Here is a 21,127-nt window from a genome sequence, read left to right as displayed (position 1 = left end):
GTCTTATTCTTTCACGATGGCGGCGGACCAGATGGGAAGATGATGGCGCGCGCCCTCCTGGCGCACGCCCGCGCTCGCCCAGACGGTGCGTCCCGGGGCCTCCAGCACGGCCTCGGCCTCGCCCACGTTCATGAGGAAGCGCAGCGTCCCGCCCTCGTAGTGCCAGGTGCAGGCGAGCTGGCCCGGGCCCGGCAGGGCGCGCGAGGCCTCGACGAAGCGCGTCTTCGTCAGCGGCACGATCTCGGCCTGGCGCAGGGCGAGGAGGCGGCGCGTGTCGGCGAGAACCTCGGCGTGGGGGGCGCGCGCGGCCTCCGCCCAGTCGAGGACCGAGAGGCGGAAGGTCTCCTCGAGCGTCGGGTCGGGGATCTGGCGCTCGCCGTGCTGCTCGGCAAAGGACTTGAAGTTCGCGAACTCGCGGCGGCGCCCGTCGCGCACGGCCTTGGCGAGGTCGGGATCGTCGGAGAAGTCGACGAAGTAGAGGAAGGGCGTCGAGGCCGACCATTCTTCGCCCATGTAGAGCATGGGGATCTGCGGCGTGAGCAGGAGCCCGGCGCGGGCTATTCCCAGCCGGCTCTCGTCGGCGAGTGCGCCGATGCGCTCGCCGAAGGCGCGGTTGCCGATCTGGTCGTGGTTCTGGAGGAAGGCGACGAAGGCGGAGGGCGGCAGGTGGGCCGAGGGCTCGCCCCGGGGCTTGCCCTCGTGGCCCGACATCTCGCCCTGATAGGCGAAGCCCTCCGTGAGGCAGCGGCCGAGCAGGTCGAGCCCGCGATCCGCGTAATCCTCGTAATAGCCGTCGCTCTCGCCTGTCACGACGACATGCCAGCAATGGTGGATGTCGTCGTTCCACTGCGCCGTGTGGAGCCGGGGCCGCTGAGCGTCGTCGCGCGGCAGCCAGCGGGCCTCGTTCGCGCCGTTCTCCAGGACGAGGTGCACCTCGCGGCCGGGGAGAGAGGCGCGCGCCCGCTCCGCGATCTCCTGGATGATATGGGGCGTCGAGTCGTCGAGGATGGCGTGGACCGCGTCAAAGCGCAGGCCGTCCACGTGGTACTCCTCCAGCCAGTAGAGGGCATTGTGGACGAAGAAGTCGCGCACGGGCCGCGAGGTCTGACCGTCGAAGTTGATGCCGGCCCCCCAGGGCGTCTGGTGCCGCTCGGTGAAGAAGGACTTGGCATAGGCGTGGAGGTAGTTCCCCGCCGGGCCGAAGTGGTTGTAGACCACGTCGATGAAGACCATGAGCCCCAGCGCGTGGGCGCGATCCACGAGGCGCTTGAGGTTGTCGGGCGAGCCGTAGGCCGCGTCGGGCGCATAGGGCAGCACGCCGTCGTAGCCCCAGCCGCGCCGGCCGGGGAAGTCGGCGAGCGGCAGGAGCTCGATGCCGGTGACGCCGAGATCACGCAGCGCCTCCAGCTTGTTCATGAGACCGGCATAGGTGCCCTCCGGCGTCGCGGTGCCGACATGCAGCTCGTAGAGGACAGCTTCCTCCCAGGGGCGCCCGGTCCAGCCGTCGTCGGTCCAGTCGAAGCCGTGCGGGTCGACAACGACGCTCGGCTTGTGGACGTCGTCGGGCTGGAAGCGGGAGGCCGGGTCGGGCACGACGAGCCCGCCGTCGATGCGAAAGCCGTAGCGGGCGCCGGCCCGGGCGCCCGGCACCACGAGGCGGCGCCAGCCCTCGCCGGCATCCTCCATGGGATGGGGCGTGCCGTCGAGCATCAGCTCGACCCTGCCCGCGGTCGGCGCCCAAAGGGTGAAGCGTACGCCATCATCGACGATCTGAGCCCCGAAGGGCATGTCGTGGAAACGGTGCATCAGAGGATCTCGACGGAGCGGGCGTGCTGGAACATGGCGACCATGCGCGGCTCCAACGCGAAAACCCCGCCCGGGTTCAGCACGGCGGGCGTTTCCCGCACCATCCCGTCGGAAATTCTGGTGTCGAAGACATGCACCCAGCCGCCGTCGGGAAGCGTGTCGGCGAGCTTGAACGCGACGGGCTCGGGATCGGCGTTGAACAGGATGAGGAAGCGCTGGCCGTCGGGGGCGTCGTTGCCGAGCTGCATGCCGAGCGTCCGGCGCAGGCCGTCGCCCCAATCCTCGTGGCTCATCTCCCGGCCCTCGGGCGCGAGCCAATAGACGTCCTTGAGGCCGCTGCCCTTCAGGGGGATGCCGGTGAGGAAGTCGCGGCGGCGGAAGGCGGCGTAACGCCGGCGCAGGGCCGTGAGGTTGTGCAGGAAGGCGAGCAGGCTCGGGTCGCGGCTGTCGCCGGACCAGTCCATCCAGGAGATCTCGTTGTCCTGGGCATAGGCGTTGTTGTTGCCGCCCTGGCTGCGGGAGACCTCGTCGCCCATGAGGATCATCGGCACGCCTTGGGCGAAGAACAGGGTGGCAAGCAGGTTGCGCTTCTGGCGCGCCCTCGTGGCGTTGATCCCCTCGTCGTCCGTCTCGCCCTCGTGGCCGCAATTCCAGGACAGGTTGTGATTGTGGCCGTCCTGATTGTTCTCCCCGTTCGCCTCGTTGTGCTTGTCGTTGTAGGAGACGAGGTCGTGCAGGGTGAAGCCGTCATGGGCGGTGACGAAGTTCACCCCGGCCCAGGGGTGGCGCCCGCGCACCCCGAAGATCTCGCGGCAGCCGGTGATGACGCGGGCGAGGTGGGGCAGCTCGCCCGGATCGCCGCGCCAGAAGCCGCGCACGTTGTCGCGGAACTGGTCGTTCCACTCCGACCAGCCCGGCGGGAAGCCGCCGACCCGGTAGCCGCCATGGCCCACGTCCCAGGGCTCGGCGATGAGCTTCACGCCCGACAGCACCGGGTCCTGGCTCGCGGCCTGGAGGAAGGCGGCGCGCTCGTCGAAGTCGAAGGGGGTGCGGGCGAGCGTCGAGGCAAGGTCGAAGCGGAAACCGTCGACGTGATAGGCCTCGACCCAGTGGCGCAGGGAATCGAGCACCATCTGGAGCACGCGCGGATGGCTGAGATCCAGGGTGTTGCCGGTGCCCGTGGCGTCCCAGCAGAAGCGCGGGTTCTCAGGGCTGAGCTTGTAGTAGCTCGCGTTGTCGATGCCGCGGAAGGAGAGCGTGGGCCCCATGTGGTTGCCCTCGCAGGTGTGGTTGTAGACCACGTCGAGGAGCACCTCGATGCCCGCGTCGTGCAGGGAGCGGATCGCGGTCTTGAGGCCGATGACGCCGGCCGGTCCCATGTAGCGCGGGTCGGGGGCGAAATAGGCGAGCGTCGAGTAGCCCCAATAGTTGCGCAGGCCCTTCTCGACGAGGAACCGGTCGTCGGCGAAGGCATGGATCGGCAGGAGCTCCACCGCCGTGACGCCGAGCCGCACGAGATGCTCGATCACCGCCGGATGGCCGAGCGCCTCGTAGCTGCCGCGAAACTGCGGCGGCACGCTCTCATTGAGCTGCGTGAGGCCCTTCACGTGGGCCTCGTAGACCACCGTGTCGATCCAGGGCCGGCGCGGCGGGCGGTCGTCGCCCCAATGATAGGCGGGCTCCTCCACCACGCCCTTCGGCACCATCGGCGCGCTGTCGCGCCGGTCGATGGTGAGGTCGCCTCGGTGCGCGCCGGCCCGGTAGCCGAACAGGGCGTCGTGCCAGCGGATGCGCCCGTAGAGCAGGCGGGCATAGGGGTCGACGAGGAGCTTGTGCGGGTTGAAGCGGTGCCCCTGGCGCGGCTCGTAGGCGCCGTGCACCCGGTAGCCGTAGAGCTGCCCCGGCAGGAGCCCCTGCACGTAGACGTGCCAGACCTGGTCGGTGCGGGCGGGCAGGCGGATGCGCTCGATCTCGCGCCGCCCGTCCGGGTCGAAGAGGCAGAGCTCGACGGCGGTGGCGTGGGCGGAGAACAGGGCGAAGTTCACGCCTTTCCCGTCCCAGGTGGCGCCTAAGGGGCTAGGCGACCCGTCGTCGATGCGGAACATGGGGCAGTCGGATCCGTCAGGTGGAGGCGGCGGGGGGCGGGGTCGAGGTCTCGGCCCCCGCCGGTATAGCGGCCGGGGTCTCGAGATGGGAGAGGAAGTGCTTCCACCAGACGTTCACGTCCGTCTCGGGCAGGCGCGCCGACATGGAGGCCCAGCGCTCCTGGCGTTCCTCGAGCTCCATGTCGTAGGCGCGCGCAATGGCGCGGGCGGTGGCCTCGATGTCGTAGGGATTGACGATGAGCGCCCCGTCGAGCTCGTGCGCCGCGCCCGCGAAGCGCGACAAGATGAGCACGCCGGGATCGTCGGGCGACTGCGCCGCCACGAACTCCTTGGCGACGAGGTTCATGCCGTCGCGCAGCGGCGTCACGAGGCCCACCGACGCCATGCGGTAGAGGCCCGCGAGGGAAGCGTGGTTCACGGTCTGGTTCAGGTAGCGGACGGGGATCCAGTCGAGCTCCCCGAGGCTGCCGTTGAGCGAGCCCACCTCCTCGGCCACCTCCTCCTGCATGCGCCGGTACTCGGGCACCTCGGAGCGGCTCTTCGGGGTGATCTGGAGATAGGTGACCCGGCCGCGCACCTTCGGGTTCGAGCGCACGAAGCAGCCGAAGGCGTCGACGCGCTCGCGGATGCCCTTGGAATAGTCGAGACGGTCGACGCCGATCACGAGGCGGCGCTCGCCGATGCTGGCGCGGAAGCGCTGCACCACGCTGTTGCGGACCGCCCGGTTGGCGGTGCGCCGGAAGGCCTCCACGTCGATCCCGATGGGGAAGGCCTTCACGAGGAAGCGGCGCCCACCCGTCTCGTAGATCCCGTCCGCGACGTGGCGTGCGAACCCGTCGCGCTCCAGGCAGCGGCCGAAATTCTCCGCGTCCTGCTGGGTCTGGAAGCCGAGCACGTCATAGGCCGTGAGGGCTTCGAGCAGGGTGGCGTAGGCCGGCATGGCGCTCGCGACGTCCGGCGGCGGCCAGGGGATGTGGAGGAAGAAGCCGATCCGGTTCCCCGCGCCCCGGTCCCGCAGGGCCTTGCCGAGCGGCAGGAAGTGGTAGTCGTGCACCCAGACGAGATCGTCGGGCCGCAGGAGCGGGACGAGGGAGGTCGCGAAGGCGTCGTTGACGCGGAAATAGCCTTCCGTGTCCTCGCCGTCGATCTGGATGAGGTCGAGGCGGTAATGGCACACGGGCCAGAGCGCCCGGTTGGCGAAGCCCGAATAATAGAGGTCGTAGTCGCGCTGGGCGAGGTCCAGAACCGCGAAGGTGATCTCGCCGACCCGCTTCTGCTCCGGCTCGGGGGAGGGCGGTCCGTCCACGATGCGGCCCGACCAGCCGTACCAGACGCCGCCATGGCTCTTGAGCGCCGCTTCCAGCGCCACCGCCAGCCCGCCCGCGGCCTTGTGGCCCGTCCCCGTGGGCACCGGCACGCGGTTAGAGACCACCACGAGGCGCGCGGTGGAGGCGCCCGCCGCAGCGTTGTCGTCGTCGGAGCCGAAGGCCATGGCGCCGCCGTAAGCGGGACGGCTCAAGGCCGGGTCGCTCCCGGACTTGAGCCATCGGTCACGCAGGGTCTTGGGAACGGACGTCATGGCACGGTTGGACCGGGGGTCCGGTGCGGCGGGAGACGGTGGCGTCCGACGGGTCATTAAAGGGTCCGTTCGTTGTCTCAATCAACTCCTCGCCAGGACGGCTGTTCCAGGTTCGACGTATCGCCGACGACGGGCGCGGCGGCTCACGAGGCGGAGGAGTTGGCGGGCGCGGGGCTCGGCACGCGGCCGGCGCGGGCGCGCTCGGGGCGGGCGGTCTCGCGGGGCGGCGCGATCTCCTCGGCGAACCACGCGATGGTGGGCTTGAGGCCCTGGTCGAGGGAGACCCGGGGCGCCCAGCCCAAGCGCTGGTCCGCCACGCTGATGTCGGGGCGCCGGCGACGCGGGTCGTCCACCGGCAACGGCCGGCTCACCACGCTCGCCGTGACGCCGGTCAGCGCGAGGACACGCTTCACCAACTCGGCGATGGTCATCTCGTGCGGGTTGCCGAGATTGACGGGCCCGAGGCCGTTCTCCGGGCTCTCCATAAGGCGCATGAGGCCGTCGACGAGATCGTCGACGTAGCAGAAGGAGCGGGTCTGCGAGCCGTCGCCGTAGATCGTGATGTCCTCGCCCGCGAGCGCCTGGCACACCACGTTCGAGACCACGCGGCCGTCGTCGGCGCGCATGCGCGGGCCGTAGGTGTTAAAGATGCGCGCCACGCGCACGGCGGCGCGGCCGGTGCGCTCGTAGTCGAAGGTCAGGGCCTCGGCGGCGCGCTTGCCCTCGTCGTAGCAGGCGCGGGGACCCGTGGGGTTCACGTTGCCCCAGTAAGACTCACGCTGCGGATGGACGTCCGGATCGCCGTAGACCTCGCTCGTGGAGGCGAGGAGGAAGCGGGCGCCCTTCGCCTCGGCGAGGCGCAGGAGGTGGTGCGTGCCCGTGACGTTGGTGAGCATCGTGTGCTCGGGGTCGGCTTGGTAATGCGGGGGCGAGGCGGGGCAGGCGAGGTTGTAGATCCGGTCGAAGCGGGCGCGCCCGGCGGTGAGGCTCCGAGGCAGGGGGTCGATGATGTCGTGCTCGATCACGTCGAAACGCGGCTCGCGCTCCAGATGCCGTAGGTTCGTTTTCCGGCCGGTGCGAAAATTATCGAGGCAGAGGACGCGAGCGCCTTCGCTCAACAGGGCATCGCACAGATGAGAGCCGATGAAACCGGCACCTCCGGCGACGAGGACGAGCTTGCCTGTCCCGTTCGTCATCATGGACCTCTCTCGCTACGCTCGGCCTCTGCGGGCCGCCACGGGTACTGATGGGGGCTCAACGCGAAAAGCTTGGCTTTGGTTGCTTCATCTACAAAGAATTCTGTCCTGAGCTTTCGCGTCTTTCCCGGGCGGCGAGCGCTTCAGCCGGCGGCTGCGACCGCGCGCCGCGCGGCCCGGCCCCGGGGCGAGGCGGCGTCGCGCAGGGCTTCGTCCAGGGTCAGCGCGCGGTGCGCCGCCGTGTGATGGCCGAGCACCCGCTCCCGGGCCGCCGCCGCCATGGCGTCGCGGCGCGCGGCGGGCCAGTCGCGCAGCACCTCCAGCACGTCGTCGGCGTCCCGCGCGAGGGCGATCTCCCGGCCGGGGCGCAAGATGGTGTCGATGCCGTCCCAGATGTCCGAGACGATGGGCACGCCGCACGCGGCGGCCTCGAACAGGCGGACGCTGGGGCTGTAGCCCGCCCGGATCATGTCGGCCCGGGTGACGTTCAGGGTGAAGCGGCTAGCGGCGTAGAAGGCCGGGTGGTCGGCGGGCGGTACGTGCTCGATGCGCTCGACGTTCTCCGGCCAGTCGATCCCGGCGGGATATTGCGGCCCAGCCACCACGAAGCGCAGATGCGGCACCCGGCGCGCGGGCTCCACGAGGAGCGCCTCCAGGGTCGGCTGCCGGTCGGGGCTGTAGGTGCCGAGATAGGACAGGTCCCAGCGCGTCTCGTGACGAAGCGCGGGGTAGAGCTCCGGGTCCACCGAGCAATAGAGGGCGCGGGCGTCCGGCGAGCCGTATTGCCGCTCCAGCCGCTCCAGGGTCGGCCCGCCCGTGAAGGAGAGGTACAGGTCGAAGCCCGGGATGAGGCCCGGCGAGAGATATTCGAAATCCTCCCGCTCGAGCTTGGCGAGCGTCACCGGCGTGTCGATGTCGTAGAAGGCCGTGACGCCCCGCGCCGTCTCCTGGACGAGGCGGCCGACGGCGACGCCTTCGGGCACATAGGAGCCCACGATCACCGCGTCGGCGCCCGCGATCGCGTCGCGGAAGCGTCCGAGGTCCGCGAGGTCGCGGTAGAAGGCGAGGCGGCAATAATCCGGATCGGTGAGGTCCCGGTGCGCCGCGTACCAGGGCACGTCGCGCTCCAGGAACAGGACGTCGTGACCAAGGCCCGCGAAGGCCTTGAGGAGCGCCCGGAAGGTGGTGGCGTGGCCGTTGCCCCAGGAGGAGGACAGGCTCAGGCCCAGCACCACGACGCGCAGGGGCTGCCCCGTCATGCCACGCTCCTCAGCGCCTTGCGGGCGGCTTCCTCCTTGAGGATCGCGTCGACCTGCACCCCGCGGCGGGCATAGGTGTGCTCGGCCATGACGCGGCGGCGCGCGGCCTCGCCGATGGCGCGCGCCCGGTCCCGGTCGAGCCCCGCCATGATCTCGGCGACGTCGCGCCCGTCGCGGGCGACGAGCACCTCCGAGCCCTCGGCGAGGAACCCGTCCAGGCCGACCCAGGCGTCCGTGATGAGGCAGGCCGCGGCGCCCGCCGCCTCGAAGACGCGGGTCGCTGGGGAGTAGCCCGTGCTCGCCATGGAATCGCGGGCGATGTTGAGGACGGCGAGTGGCGTGCAGTTGAAGGCGTTGTGGTCGCGCGTGTAGACGTGGCCCAGATGGCTCACGTTCGCGGGCATGGCCTTGCTCTCCCAGCCGTTGCCGCCGATGAGGAAATGCCGGCTCGGCAGCGCCTTGGCGGGCTCCAGGAAGAACTCCTCCACCCGCGCCTCGCGATCGGGCAGGCGGTTGCCCAGGAACGACAGATCCGCCGTGAAGCGCTCGTCCGGGGGCACCGGATGATGGGTCGCGGGGTCGAGCGCGTTGTAGACCGGGATGCAGCGGCGCGCGCCCAGGCCCTCATAGGCCTCGATGACGGGTGGGCCGCCGCCATAGGTGAGGACGAGGTCGAGGGCGGGCATCGCCCGGTGCATGGGATGGTCGGGATGGGCGCGCAGCTCGGCGAGGGTCGCGGGCGCGTCCACGTCCCAGAAGATGCGGATCGCATCCGGACGGGAGGCCGCGACGATGCCCTCGAGCAGCATGTCGTCGAACACACCGACGCCGCTCGCCTTCACCACCACGTCGGCGGCGGCCGCTTCCGCGATCACGGCCCGGCAGGCCTCGACGGTGGCGGGATAGACCTTCACCTCGGCATAAGAGGGGGGCTCGATGTCCCGGTGCTTCTGCCGGTCGAAGGCGTCGGGCTCGTAGAAGGTGATCTCGTGCCCGTGGCGGGCGAGCTCGCCCAGCATGCCCCGATAATAGGTGGCGGCGCCGTTCCAGTACGACGACAGGAGGCTGGAGCCGTAGAACGCGATCTTCATGAACTCATCTCCAGGGCGTCGCGGGCGCCGATCGCATCGACGACGGCGAGAAGCTCGTCCGCGCGGTGGGCGCAGGTGTGGCGGGCGCGGATGCGCTCCAGGCCGCTCGCCACCAGGGCGGCGCGCAGGTCCGGATCGTGGGCGAGCGCCCGCAGGGCCACCTCCATCGCGGGCTCGTCGGCGGCGACGAGGAAGTCGGTGCCGGGACGGAACAGGTGCTCGGAATCGCGCCAGGGCGCGCTCACCAGCGGGATGCCGCAGGCCAGCGCCTCGAAGACGCGGATCGTCGGGATGCCGGGCAGGCTCTCGACATAGAAGCGGCGCGGCACGTGCACCGTGGCGAGGTGCCGGGCGAAGACCTCCGGGGCGCGGGCATTGGGCAGCCAGCCGCGATAGCGCACCCCATATCGCGCCAGCGCCGCCAGGGCCTCGTCGGGATAGCGCACGCCGTAGATGTCGAGGGGCAGGCCGACGGTGCGGGCAGGCCGCAGGAGATAGCGCTCCAGTTCCTCGCTGCGCTCCCCGTCGCCCCAATTGCCGATCCAGACCAGGCCCTCGCGGGGGCCCTCGGTGGCGGGCGGATGGAACAGGCGGGTGTCGGCGGCCTCGTGCCAGGTGAAGACGCGGTCGCCCCAGCCCCAGCGGCGATAGACCTCCGACAGGGTCTCGCCGAAGGCGAGCACGCCGTCATAGCCGTCGAGGTCGAAGGCGCGGATCGCGCCCGGATCGCTCACCGCCCGGTGGTGCGTGTCGTGGAAGAGGAGCCGGAAGGAGGCGCCGCGGCGGCGCAGCGCCCCGATCGCGGCGACGAGGGCGGGCTCGTTCCACTCGTGCACGATCACCACGTCGGCGCCGTCGGTGAGCGCCTCCGGATCGACGTCCGCTCCGAAGGCGGTGGAGCGCAGCTCGGGATAAGCGGCGCGGTAGGCGTCGAGGCCCCCGGTGCCGTGGTCGCGCAGGAGGTTGTCGAGGCTCCACGCGCCCTCGGGCTCGTAGGCCGCCACCTCGTGGCCGCGATGGATCAGCTCGCGCAGCACGCCGCGCAGGAAATGGGCGTTGCCGTGGTTCCAGCAGGAGGCCAGGGAGTGGGTGAGATACACGAACTTCAAACGCGGGCCTCCTGGCGGCGCGGGGGACCCTGGTTGGCGGGGGACAGGAGCGTGCGATAGACGCCGAGCGCCCCCTCGGCCATGGTCCCCGGGGTGTATTGGGCGGCCCGCTCCCGGGCCGCGTCAGCGAGCCTGCGGCGGTGAGCCCCGTCATGAGCGACCCGGTGGATCGCGGCGGCGAGCGCCTCGTCGTCGTTGAGGTCGACGAACTCCGCCGCCCCGCCCCACAGCTCCACGAAGGTGGGCATGTCGGAGAGGATCAGGGGGCAGCCGGCCTGCGCGGCCTCCAGCACGGCGAGGCCGAAGGGCTCGTAGCGCGCCATGGAGACGAAGATCGGCCGGCGCCCAAGCCACGCCGCGATCTCCTCCTCCCCGAGCCGCCCGAGGGACACGACGTCCTCCAGGGCGATGCGGGCGCCGTTCGGGCCCACCGTCGGCCCGGCCGCGATCACGGGCAGGCTGATGCGCGCCGCCGCGCGATCGATCGCCGCGACGTTCTTGCCCTCGTCCCACAGCCGGCCCGCCGTGAACACGAAGTCGCCCGCGGGCGCGCCGCCGGGCTCCTCCCGGGTGGCCGGCGCGGTGCGGCCGTTGCGCACCACGATGGGGGCCTGGGCGAGGCCGTAGGCGCGAGCGGTGGCCTGGGCGAAGGCGGCGGTGGGGGCGAGCAGCGCATCCGCCGCCGCCATGCCCCGCGCCCCCATCCTGACGCGCCAGACGAAGTCCTCGGGGAGCGATTCCGTGCCCCGCACCGCGTCCCACCAGGTGGCGAGGCACGAATGGCACACGGCCACCACGGGCATGGTGAAGCCGCCGCCCGCCGCGAGCGCCACGCTGTTGAGATGGACGAGATCCACGCCGAGCCCCGTGGCGAGATCGGCCACCGCGGCGGCGGCCGTCTCCACGTCCTCCTGCCGGTCGGCCGTCCAGTCGAGGGGCAGGTCGAGGGGGCGCAGGGTGAGGTTCGGCACGGCGCGGGCATCCGCCGCCTGATCCCCGCCCGGCGCGGGGCCGAGCACGGCGAGCGTGGTGCGCACGTCCGCGGCCGAGAGCTCGCGGGCGAGCTCGAGGGCGTATTGCCAGACCCCGCCGACGGCGTCGGCCGTCATCAGGACGTGGATGCCGCTCATCGGCCGGGTCCCCCGACGCGCCGGGCGCGTCTCACGAGAGGGCCTCGGCCGTGCGGGGCAGGGGGGCGTGGGGGTCGAGGCCGCGCTCCTCGCGCAGCCAGGCCGCGAGCGAGGCGACGCCGCGCCGCCAGGGCGTGGCGGCGCGCCAGTCGAGTTCGCGGGCGGCAAGGCGCGTGTCGGCCACGAAATAGCGCTGGTCGCCGGCTCGCCAGTCGGAGAACTGGAGGTCCACCGGCCGGCCGATCTCCTCCTCGATGGTGCGCACCACCTGGCGCAGGCTCACCGCGTTGCCCGCCCCGCCGCCGATGTTGAAGGCGCGGCCCTGCACGGCCCCGATCCGCCGCCACGCCGCGAGATAGGCCTCGATGGCGTCGCTCACGTGCAGCACGTCGCGCACCTGGCGCCCGTCGCCGTAGATCGAGATCGGCTCGCCCTGGAGCGCCCGGATGAGGAAGTGCGCCACCCAGCCCTGGTCCTCCGTGCCGAGCTGGCGCGGGCCGTAGATGCAGCTCATGCGCATCACGGCGGTGGGGACGCCGAAGGAGCGGGCGTAGTCGAGCACGTACTGGTCCGCCGCGCCCTTCGAGCAGCCATAGGGCGTGTGGAAGTCGAGCGGCCGGCTCTCGCCCACCCCGTTGGCGCGGATCGCGGGATCCTGGGGCAGGTAGGCGTCGTTCGTCTCGTCGAGGGGGATGTCGGCGAGGTCGCCATAGACCTTGTTGGTGGACGCGAACAGGAGCGGCGCGGGCTCGGGCCGCCGGCGCAGCGCCTCCAGGAGGTTGAGCGTGCCCTGGACGTTGATCGCGAAATCCTCGCGCGGGTTGACGAGGCTCGTCGTGACGGCGACCTGGGCCGCGAAGTGGAACACGGCCTGCGCGTCGGCGGCCGCGGCCGAGATCGCGTCGTCGTCCCGGATGTCGCCCGTCACGATCGAGACCCGCGCCGGGTGGCGCTTCTTCAGCCAGGCCACGTTGATCTCGACGCCGGGACGCGCCAGCGCGTCGTAGACGAGCACGTCGTGGCCGTCGCGGGCGAGCCGGTCGGCGAGGTTCGAGCCGATGAAGCCGGCGCCGCCCGTGACGAGCACGGGGCGGCGCCCCGCGATCGCGGGCGCCCTTGGTGTGAGCGGCGTGACGGTCATGCCACGAGTCCCCGCATCTCGAGCTCGCTGCGAGCCTGCGCCACCCGGTCCACCGCCTGCTGCTGGGCGACCCATTCGGCGAGCTCGGCCAGGCCCTGGCTGAAGTCCATCTTCGGCGCGAAGCCCAGCACCTCGCGGGCCTTGGTGATGTCGGGGATGTTGTGGCGCACGTCGCCGATGCGCACCTTGCCGGCGATCTCAGGCCTGATGTCCGGGCGGCCCATGGCGGCGGCGAGGAGCTCCGCCACCTGGCTCACCGTGCGGTCGGCGCCGCTCGCGATGTTGAACACCTCGCCCGGCGCCTTGGGGTGCTCCAGAGCCAGCACGAAGGCCTGGGCGATGTCCTCGACGTGAACGAAGTCGCGCCGCTGCTCGCCGTCCTCGAAGATCACGGGCGCGTTGCCGTTGAGAAGCCGCGCGGCGAAGATCGCGAGCACGCCGGTATAGGGGTTGGAGAGCGCCTGGCCGGGGCCGTAGACGTTCCACAGGCGCAGCGCCACGCCCTCCATGCCGTAGGTCGGCGCGAGCGTCAGCGTCAGGCGCTCCTGGACGTATTTCGTGATCGCGTAGACGGAGGCGAGCGCCGGCTGCTTCCATTCGGGGGTCGGCACGGGGATGAGCGGGCGGCCTTGCGCGTCGAGCGGGTCCCAGGGCGCGGAGGGGCGCGGAGTGCGCACGGCGTCCTGGATGAGGTCGCCGTCGACGGTGCGGTACAGCCCCTCGCCGTAGATGCTCATGGAGGAGGCGACGACCACGCGCTTCACGGGACGGTCGATGAGCTGCTGGAACAGCATCGCGGTGCCGTAATCGTTGACCGACACGTAGCGGTCCACCGCGTACATGCTCTGGCCCACGCCCACCTCGGCGGCGAGATGCACCACCTTGTCGACCCCAGACAGCGCCCGCTTCAGCGCCGCCTCGTCCCGGATGTCGCCGGGGACGAAGTCCACCGCCGGATCGAGGGCGTCGGGGGTGGTGCGCTCGCCGTGCACCTGCTCGATGAGGCTGTCGAGCACCCGCACGCGATGCCCGCGCTTCAGGAGCGCGCCCGCCACGTAGCGCCCGATGAACCCGGCCCCGCCGGTGATGAGGACGGTGTCGCTCATGCGCGCCCCCGAACGATGCGGCTGAGAGCGACGATCGGCTGGCGCATGCGGTGTCCCTTGCAAAAAGCTTGACGGTTTGGGACTCCGAACGTCGGAGGGTTCTACTTAGTTCCCTGGGGGATTGGGGGCGTGCGGTGCGGCTTCGCCGCAGCTTCTTGCGCCGGATCCCGCATCTGCCCCTCGCTTCGCGAGGCTTGTCCGGGAAAGTGGCGTCGAGGCTCTGGAGAACCCCTTTTGGCACCCTCCATCAATTTCCCGGAGAAGAGGAGCGCAGCCGCAGGCGGAGCGGATCGCAGATCCGGGATCCAGCCCCGCATAAAGCGCCGCCAAGCGGCTCGGCCCCATCGGAACCCGGCCGGTTCCGCACTCGTTCAACACCGCGAGGGTGTCCACCCCCTCACGAGGTCACGATGGGCGATTTCCTCCGCATCCTTCTCTCGATCCTGCTGCCGCCGCTCGGGGTGTTCCTGCGCGTGGGGATCGGGCTGCAGTTCTGGGTCAACATCCTGCTGACGATCTTCGGCTACATCCCCGGCGTGGTGCACGCCGTCTGGGTGATCGCCCGCCACCGGCGGCCGTGATCAGTCGAGCCGGTAGAGCGCCACGCGGCCGACGCCGGAGCGCGTGAGGCCGAGCGACTGGGCGGGGCCGTGGGCGAGGTCGATGACGCGGCCGTGGGAGAACGGCCCGCGGTCGTTGATGCGCACCACCACGGCGCGGCCGGTGTCCTCGTGGACGACCTTGACCCGGGTGCCGAAGGGCAGGGTGCGGTGCGCCGCCGTCATCCCGCCGGGATTGAACGCCTCGCCGTTCGCGGTGCGCCGGCCGTGCCGGTAATAGGAGGCCATCCCCCGCTGCATCATCGTCCCGCCGGCGAGCACGCCCGCCTTGTCCGTGGCGCCGAGCGATCCCGTGGCGCCGACATCGAGGCCGGCCCCCTGCTGCACGCAGGCGCCGAGCATCAGCGCGGGAACGAGGCACGTCAGGCGGACGATGGCTTTCATGGGGACCTTCCTTCTTGTCGTTGCGGAAGGTGCAGCCTTGCGGAAAGTAAGGCTGGAATGTGGCAGGCTCTTTCCCTAGCGGCAAAGCCTGTGCACAAGGTCCAGGCGGGTGGCATTCAGGCAACAGATTTGGTCGACGGGCAATAAGCTTGGCTGTAAGGAGGCGAGATGATGGTGACGGGGATTTTCTAAGCTATCGTTAACGGGAGATAGACGCTCGCGCGCTCGTCGAAGACGATCCAAGGCGCGGCGTTCCAGGCCCGGCGCGTGAGGCGGGGCAGCGGACAACGAAGCTGGGCTGATTTTGGTTCCGAGGTTATCGGAGGCGCCTGAGCTGGATGACGCGCTCTCCGCGTCATCCCCGGCCGGAACTGACCGTCAGGTCAGTGGAGGGGAAGGGGATCCAGCGAGACTTGCTGCGCCGCAGGCGCACCTTATGCCCGTCCAGGGCCCTTCGCGGGCCGAAGTGAGCCGCTGCGCGGCAACATCATTGCGCTGGATCCCCGTCCCCTCCGCCCTGACGGGCTCCGGCCGGGGATGACAAGCGCGCGCACTCTAAAGCAATCCTCCGGCGGACAGGCCGCCTCCGCCCGGGGATGACAGCGAAGTCTCTAGCCCGGGACGAAGGCGCCCCCGTCCCGGGCCCGTCCGTCACGCCGCGGCGAGCGCCTGGTCCAGATCGTCGATCAGGTCCTCCTTGTCCTCCAGGCCCACCGAGATGCGCACCACCTCGGGGCCGGCGCCGGCGATCGTGCGCTGCTCGTCGGTGAGCTGGCGGTGGGTGGTGGAGGCGGGGTGGATGACCAGCGAGCGGGTGTCGCCGATATTGGCGAGGTGCGAGAACAGCTTCAGGTTCGACACCAGCCGCACGCCCGCGTCGTAGCCGCCCTTGAGGCCGAAGGTGAACACCGCGCCCGCGCCCTTGGGGCAGTAGCGGGAGGCGAGGTTGTGGTAGCGGTCGGAGCGCAGGCCCGGATAGCTCACCCAGGAGATCGCGTCGTGCGCCTGCAGATGCTCGGCCACCGCCAGCGCGTTGTCCGAGTGGCGCTGCATGCGCAGCGGCAGCGTCTCGATGCCCGTGAGCAGCATGAAGGCGTTGAACGGCGACAGCGCCGGCCCGAGATCGCGCAGGCCCAGCACCCGGCAGGCGATGGCGAAGGCGAAGTTGCCGAAGGTCTCGCCCAGCACCATGCCGCCATATTCGGGCCGGGGCTTGGAGAGCATGGGATAGCGATCGTCGCCCGCCCAGTTGAACGACCCGCCGTCGACGATGAGGCCGCCGATGGAATTGCCGTGGCCGCCGAGGAACTTGGTGGCCGAATGCACGACGATGTCGGCCCCGTGCTCGAAGGGGCGGATGAGGTAGGGCGAGGCCATCGTGTTGTCGACGATGAGCGGGATGCGGTGGCGCTTGGCGATCTCGGCGAGCGCCGCGATGTCGACGATCACGCCGCCCGGGTTCGCGATCGACTCCACGAAGATCGCCTTGGTGCGCTCGTTGATCGCCGCCTCGAAGGTGGACGGATCGTCCGAGTCGGCCCAGCGCACCGTCCAGCCGAAGTTCTTGTAGGAATGGTTGAACTGGTTGATCGAGCCGCCATAGAGCCGGGTCGCGGCCACGAACTCGTCGCCGGGCTGCATCAGGGCATGGAAGGCGAGGAACTCCGCCGCGTGGCCGGACGCCACCGCGAGCGCGGCCGTGCCGCCCTCCAGCGCCGCGACGCGCTCCTCCAGCACCGCGCAGGTCGGGTTGCCGATGCGCGAATAGATGTTGCCGAACGCTTGCAGGCCGAACAGCGAGGCCGCATGATCCACGTCGTCGAACACGAAGGACGTGGTCTGGTAGATGGGCGTGGCGCGCGCCCCCGTCGCGGCATCCGGCGCGGCGCCGGCATGAATCGCGAGCGTGTTGAACCCCGGCAAACGGTCAGTCATCCCTTCCTCCTCAATCCCCTCGAGGGCGGCCGCTCCGCCCGCGTCGGCCTTCAAACCGAACGTTAGTTCTTTTAAAGGAACATGGGCGGGGGATCAACGGGTGGGATCGGGGGCGGACGGATTTCCCGTGAAGGCCTCGGGCGGGCAAAAGGCGTCGCTTCGCGACATCAAGCCGTGCTGGATCCCCTTCCCCTCCAGCAGCTGACGCTGCTTCCGGCCGGGGATGACAGCGGTCGCGCACTCCACATGTCATCCCCGGCCGGAGCCCGTCAGGGCGGAGGGGAAGGGGATCCAGCACGACTTGTCGCGCCGCAGGCGCACCTCATGCCCGGCCAGGGCCCATACGCCAGACCCATTCCCTCGATTCCAAACTTCCCCCGCAAGCCTCCGTTCACCCTGCCGCACGATACCCGCAACTCGCTGATGCCTTTCAGGAAAATTTGACGAGATCCCCGCCAGGATCCCCCCATGCCTCCGAGGGGGAGTGCCGTGACCGACCACTGGAACGACGACGAGCATCTGCCGCGGAGCGAGGCGCTGCGGCGCGCCTGCCCGCTGAAGACGCCTGCCCAGCGACGGGCCGAGGCGCGGCGCCGCACGATCGGGATCGCGCTGCCGTGGATCGCGGTGAGCGTAGCGGGCGTGCTCGTGGGCGGCGGCGGCGTGCTGGCCGCGACGAAGCTCCAGACGGCGGGCAAGGTCCTGGGCTACGAGCTGCGCGAGGACCAGCGCCGGCAGGCCGAGCAGTCCCACGTCCACAACGCGAATATGCGCTCGTTCTGGTCGGAGCGGCGCGCGGAGCGCTGACCCCTAGCGCCGGTCGATCGTGAGTTTCTGGAAGCCCTTGCCCGCGAGCTGCGGCTTCTTGGCGCTCAGGATCCGCGAGTTCACGCCCTGCCAGCCGATCTCGCCGGAGAGGCGGCCATACTCGATCTTCGGGCAGCGGTTCATCACCACCTGGAGCCCGGCGGCCTCGGCTCTCGCGGCGGCCTCGTCGTCGCGCACCGAGAGCTGCATCCAGATCACCCGCGGCTTCGGGTCGAGGGCCAGGGCCTCGTCGACGATGGGCCCGGCGGCGGCGGAGTTGCGGAAGATCTCCACCATGTCGATGGGGCGCGGCACGTCGGCGAGGCGCGCATAGACGGGGCAGCCGACGATCTCGCCGCCCGCCTGGCCCGGATTGACCGCCACAACGTCGTAGTCGCGCTCGGCGAGGTACTTCGTGACGATGTAGCTCGGGCGGGCCGGGTTGTTGGAGGCGCCGACGATGGCCACCGTCTTCACGCCCTTGAGGATCGCGCGGATCGTCGCGTCGGGATAGGAGTCGTGGTTCATGGGGCTGTCGTAGCTTCCCGCGTCCCGCCGCGCAATCAGGTCAGCCGGCCGGCGCGGCCGATGCGGCGGGTGAGGAGCTCGGAGAGCACCACGGCGCCGAGCGCCACCGCCACCGCGATGAGGCTCAGGCGCAGCGCCCCCGCCTCGCCGCCTGGGGTCTGGGTGTAGGCGTAGATCGCGGCCGGGATGGTTTGCGTCTCGCCGGGGATGGCGGAGACGAAGGTGATCGTGGCGCCGAATTCGCCGAGCGCCTTGGCGAAGGCGAGCACCACGCCTGCGAGGATCCCCGGCAGCGCCAGGGGCAGGGTCACGGTGAGGAAGACGAGCAGGGGAGGGGCCCCGAGCGTCGCCGCCGCGCCCTCGAGCCGGGCATCCACCGCCTCGATGGACAGGCGGATCGCCCGCACCATGAGCGGGAAGGCCATCACGGCGGCGGCGAGCGCCGCGCCCGTCCAGCGAAACGAGAACACGATCCCGCAGCACGCCTCCAGCGCGCCGCCGAGGGGGCCGCGGCGGCCGAACAGCACCAGGAGCCCGTATCCCGTCACCACGGGCGGCAGGACGAGGGGCAGGTGGATGAGGGCGTCGAGGAGCGTGCGCCCGGGAAAGCGCCCGCGCGCCAGGCACCACGCCGCCGCGACGCCGAGGGGCAGGCTCGCGAGCGTGGCATAGGCCGCCACGACCAGGCTCAGGCGCACGGCGCTCCATTCGTCGGGGGTCAGGGTCAGAAGGGGCTCCGAGGCAGGTCCGCCGGCGGGGAGGGCGTGAGAGAACCGGATGGGCCAGCAGCCGTCAAGGCGCGACGCCAAACGCCGCCTCCGCGAGGTCGGCCCAGGGCTGGCGCACCGCTCCCGGCAAGCGCCGCCGCGCTCCCTCCCCNNGGGGGGTGACGGCGGTGTCCTGGCAGGAAGGGACGTCAGCCTTTCGGTTACGGGTTCTTCTGCCCCCACACCGCCATCACCCCCTTCCCGCCTTGACATTCCTACTCACCTGATTTATGTCCTACACCGCATCACCCGATGAGGGGCGCTGTCGCGAGGCGTCGTGAGGTGGGGTGGTGCGCGGCGCCTGCGCCCCCGGATACGCGGTCCGGGGTCTCGGGGGACGGATGCCTAAGCGGGTGGCGACACCCGTGATGTCGGCGATGCCCGTACTATGGCGGGATCTGGTGGGGTTATCGTGACGGGACGCACCCAAGCACGGACGACCCACAGGGCGACGGCGGTGGGGCACAACGGCGGGGTTTCCTCTTGCGAGGGCCCTTAGCCCGGCTCGGCCGCGCGTCAGTCTGACCGACGGCGACGCGCCTAGACCGCCGCTGATGCGTGCCGGGGCGACCCGGACGGGGCCGGACCATCGATCCGGACCCCCGTGGACGCCGCTGGGCTCTCGAAGCTCACGGCCGACTGCCACAATCGAGCCCGCGGCGTCCCGCGCCCCCTCGATCCTCTCTCGCCCGCCCTCCGGCAGACGGCCGGACAGGACGGGCCGCCCCCGGGGCGCGATGCGGCGCGCCTGCTCGCCTCTCCCGGGGGGAGAGGGGTCGGGGGTGAGGGGGTACCACGCTGAGCCAGATATCTCCCAACCCCCTCATGCCCAGGAGCCTGCTCCAGCAGGCGTCTCGAAGCACGCAGCACGCTTCCACAGCCGTCCGGAGACCTCTGGACCGCCCTTCGAGGCCGGGCTGCGCAGGGCACCTCAGGACGAGGTTGGCGGGTGGGGGCAGCGGTGGGGAGACCCGATGGTTCGAGGTGGTACCCCCTCACCCCCGGCCCCTCTCCCCATGGGAGAGGGGAGGGAGCCCGGGCACGTCTGCATCTCTCTCTATCGGACGCCCCAGCAACCTCCTTCCCCTGGAACGCAACTTGCGTCTAGGCTGGGCGATGACTGTAGGAGAGCCGGGCGGATGGGAGCGTTCGACGAGATGGGGCCGATGGCGGCCGATGTCCGGGAGGCCTATGCGGGGCTCAAGCGCTGGCTGGAGGCGACGCCCCGCGACGTGTTCGACACCCGCCGCAGCCAGGCGGAGCTGTTCTTCCGGCGCATCGGCATCACCTTCGCGGTCTACGGCGACAACGAGGCGGCCGAGCGCCTGATCCCGTTCGACATCATCCCCCGGGTCCTCACCAAGCCCGAATGGAGCATCGTCGAGCGCGGGCTCACGCAGCGCGTCCAGGCGCTCAACATGTTCCTCGCCGACATCTATTCGGGGCAGGAATGCATCAAGGCGGGGGTGATCCCCGCCGACCTCGTCTACCGCAACCCCCATTATCGGCTGGAGATGGTGGACGTGGCGGTGCCGCACGGCGTCTATTGCCACATCGCGGGCATCGACATCGTGCGGGTCGACGAGAGCACGTTCTACGTCCTGGAGGACAATGCCCGCACGCCGTCGGGCGTCTCCTATATGCTGGAGAACCGGGAGGTGATGATGCGCCTCTTCCCGGAGCTCTTCGCCGAGCACCGGGTCGCGCCCATCGAGAACTACGCCGACAGCCTGCTCTCCAGCCTGCGCTCCGTCGCTCCCGCGAGCGCCAGCCGCGATCCCGTGGTGGCGCTGCTCACCCCGGGCCAGTTCAACTCCGCCTATTACGAGCACTCGTTCCTCGCCGACAAGCTCGGCGTCGAGCTCGTGGAATCCTCCGACCTCATCGTGCGCGACGACGTCGTCTACATGCGCACCACCGAGGGCCCGAAGCGCGTCGACGTGCTCTACCGGCGCATCGACGACGAGTATCTCGACCCGCTGGTGTTCCGGCCGGACTCGGTGCTCGGCGTGCCGGGCCTCATGAGTGCCTATCAGGCAGGCAACATCACCCTCGCCAATGCCGTCGGAACGGGCATCTCCGACGACAAGGCGGTCTACACCTACATGCCCGAGATCATCCGCTTCTTCACGGGCGAGGAGCCGATCCTCTCCAACGTGCCCACTTGGCGCTGCCGCGAGCGGGATGCGCTGGGCCACGTGCTCGACAACCTGCACGAGCTCGTCGTGAAGGAGGTCAACGGCTCGGGCGGCTACGGCATGCTGGTGGGCCCCCACGCCACGCGGGCCGAGATCGAGGAGTTCCGCCGCAAGCTCAAGCGGGACCCGGACGGGTTCATCGCCCAGCCGACGCTGGCGCTCTCCACCTGCCCGACCTTCGTGGCGTCGGGCGTCGCCCCCCGGCACGTGGACCTGCGGCCCTTCGTGCTCACCGGCGCCGACGGGGTCCACATCGTCCCGGGCGGCCTCACCCGCGTGGCGCTCAAGGAGGGGTCGCTCGTGGTCAATTCGAGCCAGGGCGGAGGCACCAAGGACACCTGGATCCTCGACGGGTAGGACCCGCCC

Annotated in this window: 17 protein-coding genes; 3 read left to right on the top strand and 14 right to left on the bottom strand. The window is 70.7% G+C overall.

Going from position 1 to position 21,127, the window contains the following annotated elements:
* Nucleotides 1-3: 3 nt before the first annotated feature.
* From treZ to F0L46_RS05980, 10 genes are all read right to left on the bottom strand, one after another.
* Nucleotides 4-1,806 (bottom strand): malto-oligosyltrehalose trehalohydrolase, encoded by a 1,803-nt coding sequence (gene treZ, locus F0L46_RS06025; RefSeq protein WP_149816151.1) that lies wholly within the window; start codon nt 1,804-1,806, stop codon nt 4-6.
* Nucleotides 1,806-3,911 carry a glycogen debranching protein GlgX gene (gene glgX / locus F0L46_RS06020; protein ID WP_149816150.1) on the bottom strand — a complete coding sequence of 702 codons (2,106 nt, stop codon included), beginning with the start codon at nt 3,909-3,911 and terminating at the stop codon, nt 1,806-1,808. Before glgX ends, treZ begins: the two co-directional genes overlap by 1 nt.
* Before the next feature lie 16 nt (nt 3,912-3,927).
* Nucleotides 3,928-5,403, bottom strand: coding sequence for an alpha,alpha-trehalose-phosphate synthase (UDP-forming) (gene otsA, locus F0L46_RS06015; protein WP_149816229.1), 1,476 nt, complete (start codon nt 5,401-5,403; stop codon nt 3,928-3,930).
* 230 nt (nt 5,404-5,633) lie between these two features.
* Nucleotides 5,634-6,686, bottom strand: coding sequence for a UDP-glucuronic acid decarboxylase family protein (locus F0L46_RS06010; RefSeq protein WP_438646662.1), 1,053 nt, complete (start codon nt 6,684-6,686; stop codon nt 5,634-5,636).
* Nucleotides 6,687-6,829: 143 nt separating this feature from the next.
* The gene (locus F0L46_RS06005; protein WP_149816148.1) at nt 6,830-7,945 is read right to left on the bottom strand and encodes a CgeB family protein; all 1,116 of its coding nucleotides are present in this window, start codon (nt 7,943-7,945) and stop codon (nt 6,830-6,832) included.
* A complete protein-coding gene (locus F0L46_RS06000) occupies nt 7,942-9,036 on the bottom strand; it encodes a CgeB family protein (RefSeq protein WP_149816147.1) in 1,095 nt (364 codons plus the stop codon). Before F0L46_RS06000 ends, F0L46_RS06005 begins: the two co-directional genes overlap by 4 nt.
* Nucleotides 9,033-10,145 carry a CgeB family protein gene (locus tag F0L46_RS05995; RefSeq protein ID WP_149816146.1) on the bottom strand — a complete coding sequence of 371 codons (1,113 nt, stop codon included), beginning with the start codon at nt 10,143-10,145 and terminating at the stop codon, nt 9,033-9,035. The genes F0L46_RS06000 and F0L46_RS05995 overlap by 4 nt, the downstream gene beginning before the upstream one ends.
* On the bottom strand, nt 10,142-11,275 hold the full coding sequence (locus tag F0L46_RS05990) for a glycosyltransferase family 4 protein (protein WP_149816145.1): 1,134 nt from the start codon (nt 11,273-11,275) through the stop codon (nt 10,142-10,144). The genes F0L46_RS05995 and F0L46_RS05990 overlap by 4 nt, the downstream gene beginning before the upstream one ends.
* A gap of 31 nt (nt 11,276-11,306) precedes the next feature.
* Nucleotides 11,307-12,416, bottom strand: a complete 1,110-nt coding sequence (locus tag F0L46_RS05985; RefSeq protein WP_188311870.1) for an SDR family NAD(P)-dependent oxidoreductase — start codon at nt 12,414-12,416, stop codon at nt 11,307-11,309.
* Entirely contained in the window at nt 12,413-13,522 is a 1,110-nt protein-coding gene (locus tag F0L46_RS05980) for an NAD-dependent epimerase/dehydratase family protein (RefSeq protein WP_149816144.1), read from the bottom strand. Before F0L46_RS05980 ends, F0L46_RS05985 begins: the two co-directional genes overlap by 4 nt.
* A 410-nt stretch (nt 13,523-13,932) precedes the next feature.
* Between F0L46_RS05980 and F0L46_RS05975 the strand changes: the two genes are divergently transcribed.
* Nucleotides 13,933-14,103: a YqaE/Pmp3 family membrane protein gene (locus F0L46_RS05975; RefSeq protein WP_149816143.1), complete on the top strand. Its 171-nt coding sequence runs from the start codon at nt 13,933-13,935 to the stop codon at nt 14,101-14,103.
* Here F0L46_RS05975 and F0L46_RS05970 read toward each other — a convergent pair whose 3' ends face one another.
* Nucleotides 14,104-14,526 carry a septal ring lytic transglycosylase RlpA family protein gene (locus tag F0L46_RS05970; RefSeq protein ID WP_149816142.1) on the bottom strand — a complete coding sequence of 141 codons (423 nt, stop codon included), beginning with the start codon at nt 14,524-14,526 and terminating at the stop codon, nt 14,104-14,106.
* 651 nt (nt 14,527-15,177) lie between these two features.
* Nucleotides 15,178-16,461, bottom strand: coding sequence for an O-acetylhomoserine aminocarboxypropyltransferase (locus F0L46_RS05965; RefSeq protein ID WP_149816141.1), 1,284 nt, complete (start codon nt 16,459-16,461; stop codon nt 15,178-15,180).
* A gap of 489 nt (nt 16,462-16,950) precedes the next feature.
* On the opposite strand from F0L46_RS05965, the gene F0L46_RS05960 reads away from it, so the two are divergent.
* Entirely contained in the window at nt 16,951-17,268 is a 318-nt protein-coding gene (locus F0L46_RS05960; RefSeq protein WP_149816140.1) for a hypothetical protein, read from the top strand.
* A gap of 3 nt (nt 17,269-17,271) precedes the next feature.
* On the opposite strand, the gene F0L46_RS05955 is transcribed toward F0L46_RS05960, so the two are convergent.
* On the bottom strand, nt 17,272-17,796 hold the full coding sequence (locus F0L46_RS05955; RefSeq protein ID WP_149816139.1) for a CoA-binding protein: 525 nt from the start codon (nt 17,794-17,796) through the stop codon (nt 17,272-17,274).
* A gap of 35 nt (nt 17,797-17,831) precedes the next feature.
* Nucleotides 17,832-18,524: a molybdate ABC transporter permease subunit gene (gene modB / locus F0L46_RS05950; RefSeq protein WP_240539891.1), complete on the bottom strand. Its 693-nt coding sequence runs from the start codon at nt 18,522-18,524 to the stop codon at nt 17,832-17,834.
* Nucleotides 18,525-19,702: 1,178 nt separating this feature from the next.
* On the opposite strand from modB, the gene F0L46_RS05945 reads away from it, so the two are divergent.
* Nucleotides 19,703-21,118 carry a circularly permuted type 2 ATP-grasp protein gene (locus F0L46_RS05945; RefSeq protein ID WP_149816137.1) on the top strand — a complete coding sequence of 472 codons (1,416 nt, stop codon included), beginning with the start codon at nt 19,703-19,705 and terminating at the stop codon, nt 21,116-21,118.
* Nucleotides 21,119-21,127: the final 9 nt, after the last annotated feature.

Origin of the sequence: Salinarimonas soli, from assembly GCF_008386575.1 — a bacterium.
GTDB lineage: Bacteria > Pseudomonadota > Alphaproteobacteria > Rhizobiales > Beijerinckiaceae > Salinarimonas_A > Salinarimonas_A soli.
The sequence above is the reverse complement of the archived record's forward strand: the minus strand, read 5'-3'. Positions and strand labels throughout refer to the sequence as shown.

What these genes read in the sequence shown, in the direction of transcription:
- treZ (WP_149816151.1), bottom strand. Translation starts at nt 1,806, where the DNA reads ATGCACCGTTTCCACGACATGCCCTTCGGGGCTCAGATCGTCGATGAT.
- glgX (WP_149816150.1), bottom strand. Translation starts at nt 3,911, where the DNA reads ATGTTCCGCATCGACGACGGGTCGCCTAGCCCCTTAGGCGCCACCTGG.
- otsA (WP_149816229.1), bottom strand. Translation starts at nt 5,403, where the DNA reads ATGGCCTTCGGCTCCGACGACGACAACGCTGCGGCGGGCGCCTCCACC.
- F0L46_RS06010 (WP_438646662.1), bottom strand. Translation starts at nt 6,686, where the DNA reads ATGACGAACGGGACAGGCAAGCTCGTCCTCGTCGCCGGAGGTGCCGGT.
- F0L46_RS06005 (WP_149816148.1), bottom strand. Translation starts at nt 7,945, where the DNA reads ATGACGGGGCAGCCCCTGCGCGTCGTGGTGCTGGGCCTGAGCCTGTCC.
- F0L46_RS06000 (WP_149816147.1), bottom strand. Translation starts at nt 9,036, where the DNA reads ATGAAGATCGCGTTCTACGGCTCCAGCCTCCTGTCGTCGTACTGGAAC.
- F0L46_RS05990 (WP_149816145.1), bottom strand. Translation starts at nt 11,275, where the DNA reads ATGAGCGGCATCCACGTCCTGATGACGGCCGACGCCGTCGGCGGGGTC.
- F0L46_RS05985 (WP_188311870.1), bottom strand. Translation starts at nt 12,416, where the DNA reads ATGACCGTCACGCCGCTCACACCAAGGGCGCCCGCGATCGCGGGGCGC.
- F0L46_RS05980 (WP_149816144.1), bottom strand. Translation starts at nt 13,522, where the DNA reads ATGAGCGACACCGTCCTCATCACCGGCGGGGCCGGGTTCATCGGGCGC.
- F0L46_RS05975 (WP_149816143.1), top strand. Translation starts at nt 13,933, where the DNA reads ATGGGCGATTTCCTCCGCATCCTTCTCTCGATCCTGCTGCCGCCGCTC.
- F0L46_RS05970 (WP_149816142.1), bottom strand. Translation starts at nt 14,526, where the DNA reads ATGAAAGCCATCGTCCGCCTGACGTGCCTCGTTCCCGCGCTGATGCTC.
- F0L46_RS05965 (WP_149816141.1), bottom strand. Translation starts at nt 16,461, where the DNA reads ATGACTGACCGTTTGCCGGGGTTCAACACGCTCGCGATTCATGCCGGC.
- F0L46_RS05955 (WP_149816139.1), bottom strand. Translation starts at nt 17,796, where the DNA reads ATGAACCACGACTCCTATCCCGACGCGACGATCCGCGCGATCCTCAAG.
- F0L46_RS05945 (WP_149816137.1), top strand. Translation starts at nt 19,703, where the DNA reads ATGGGAGCGTTCGACGAGATGGGGCCGATGGCGGCCGATGTCCGGGAG.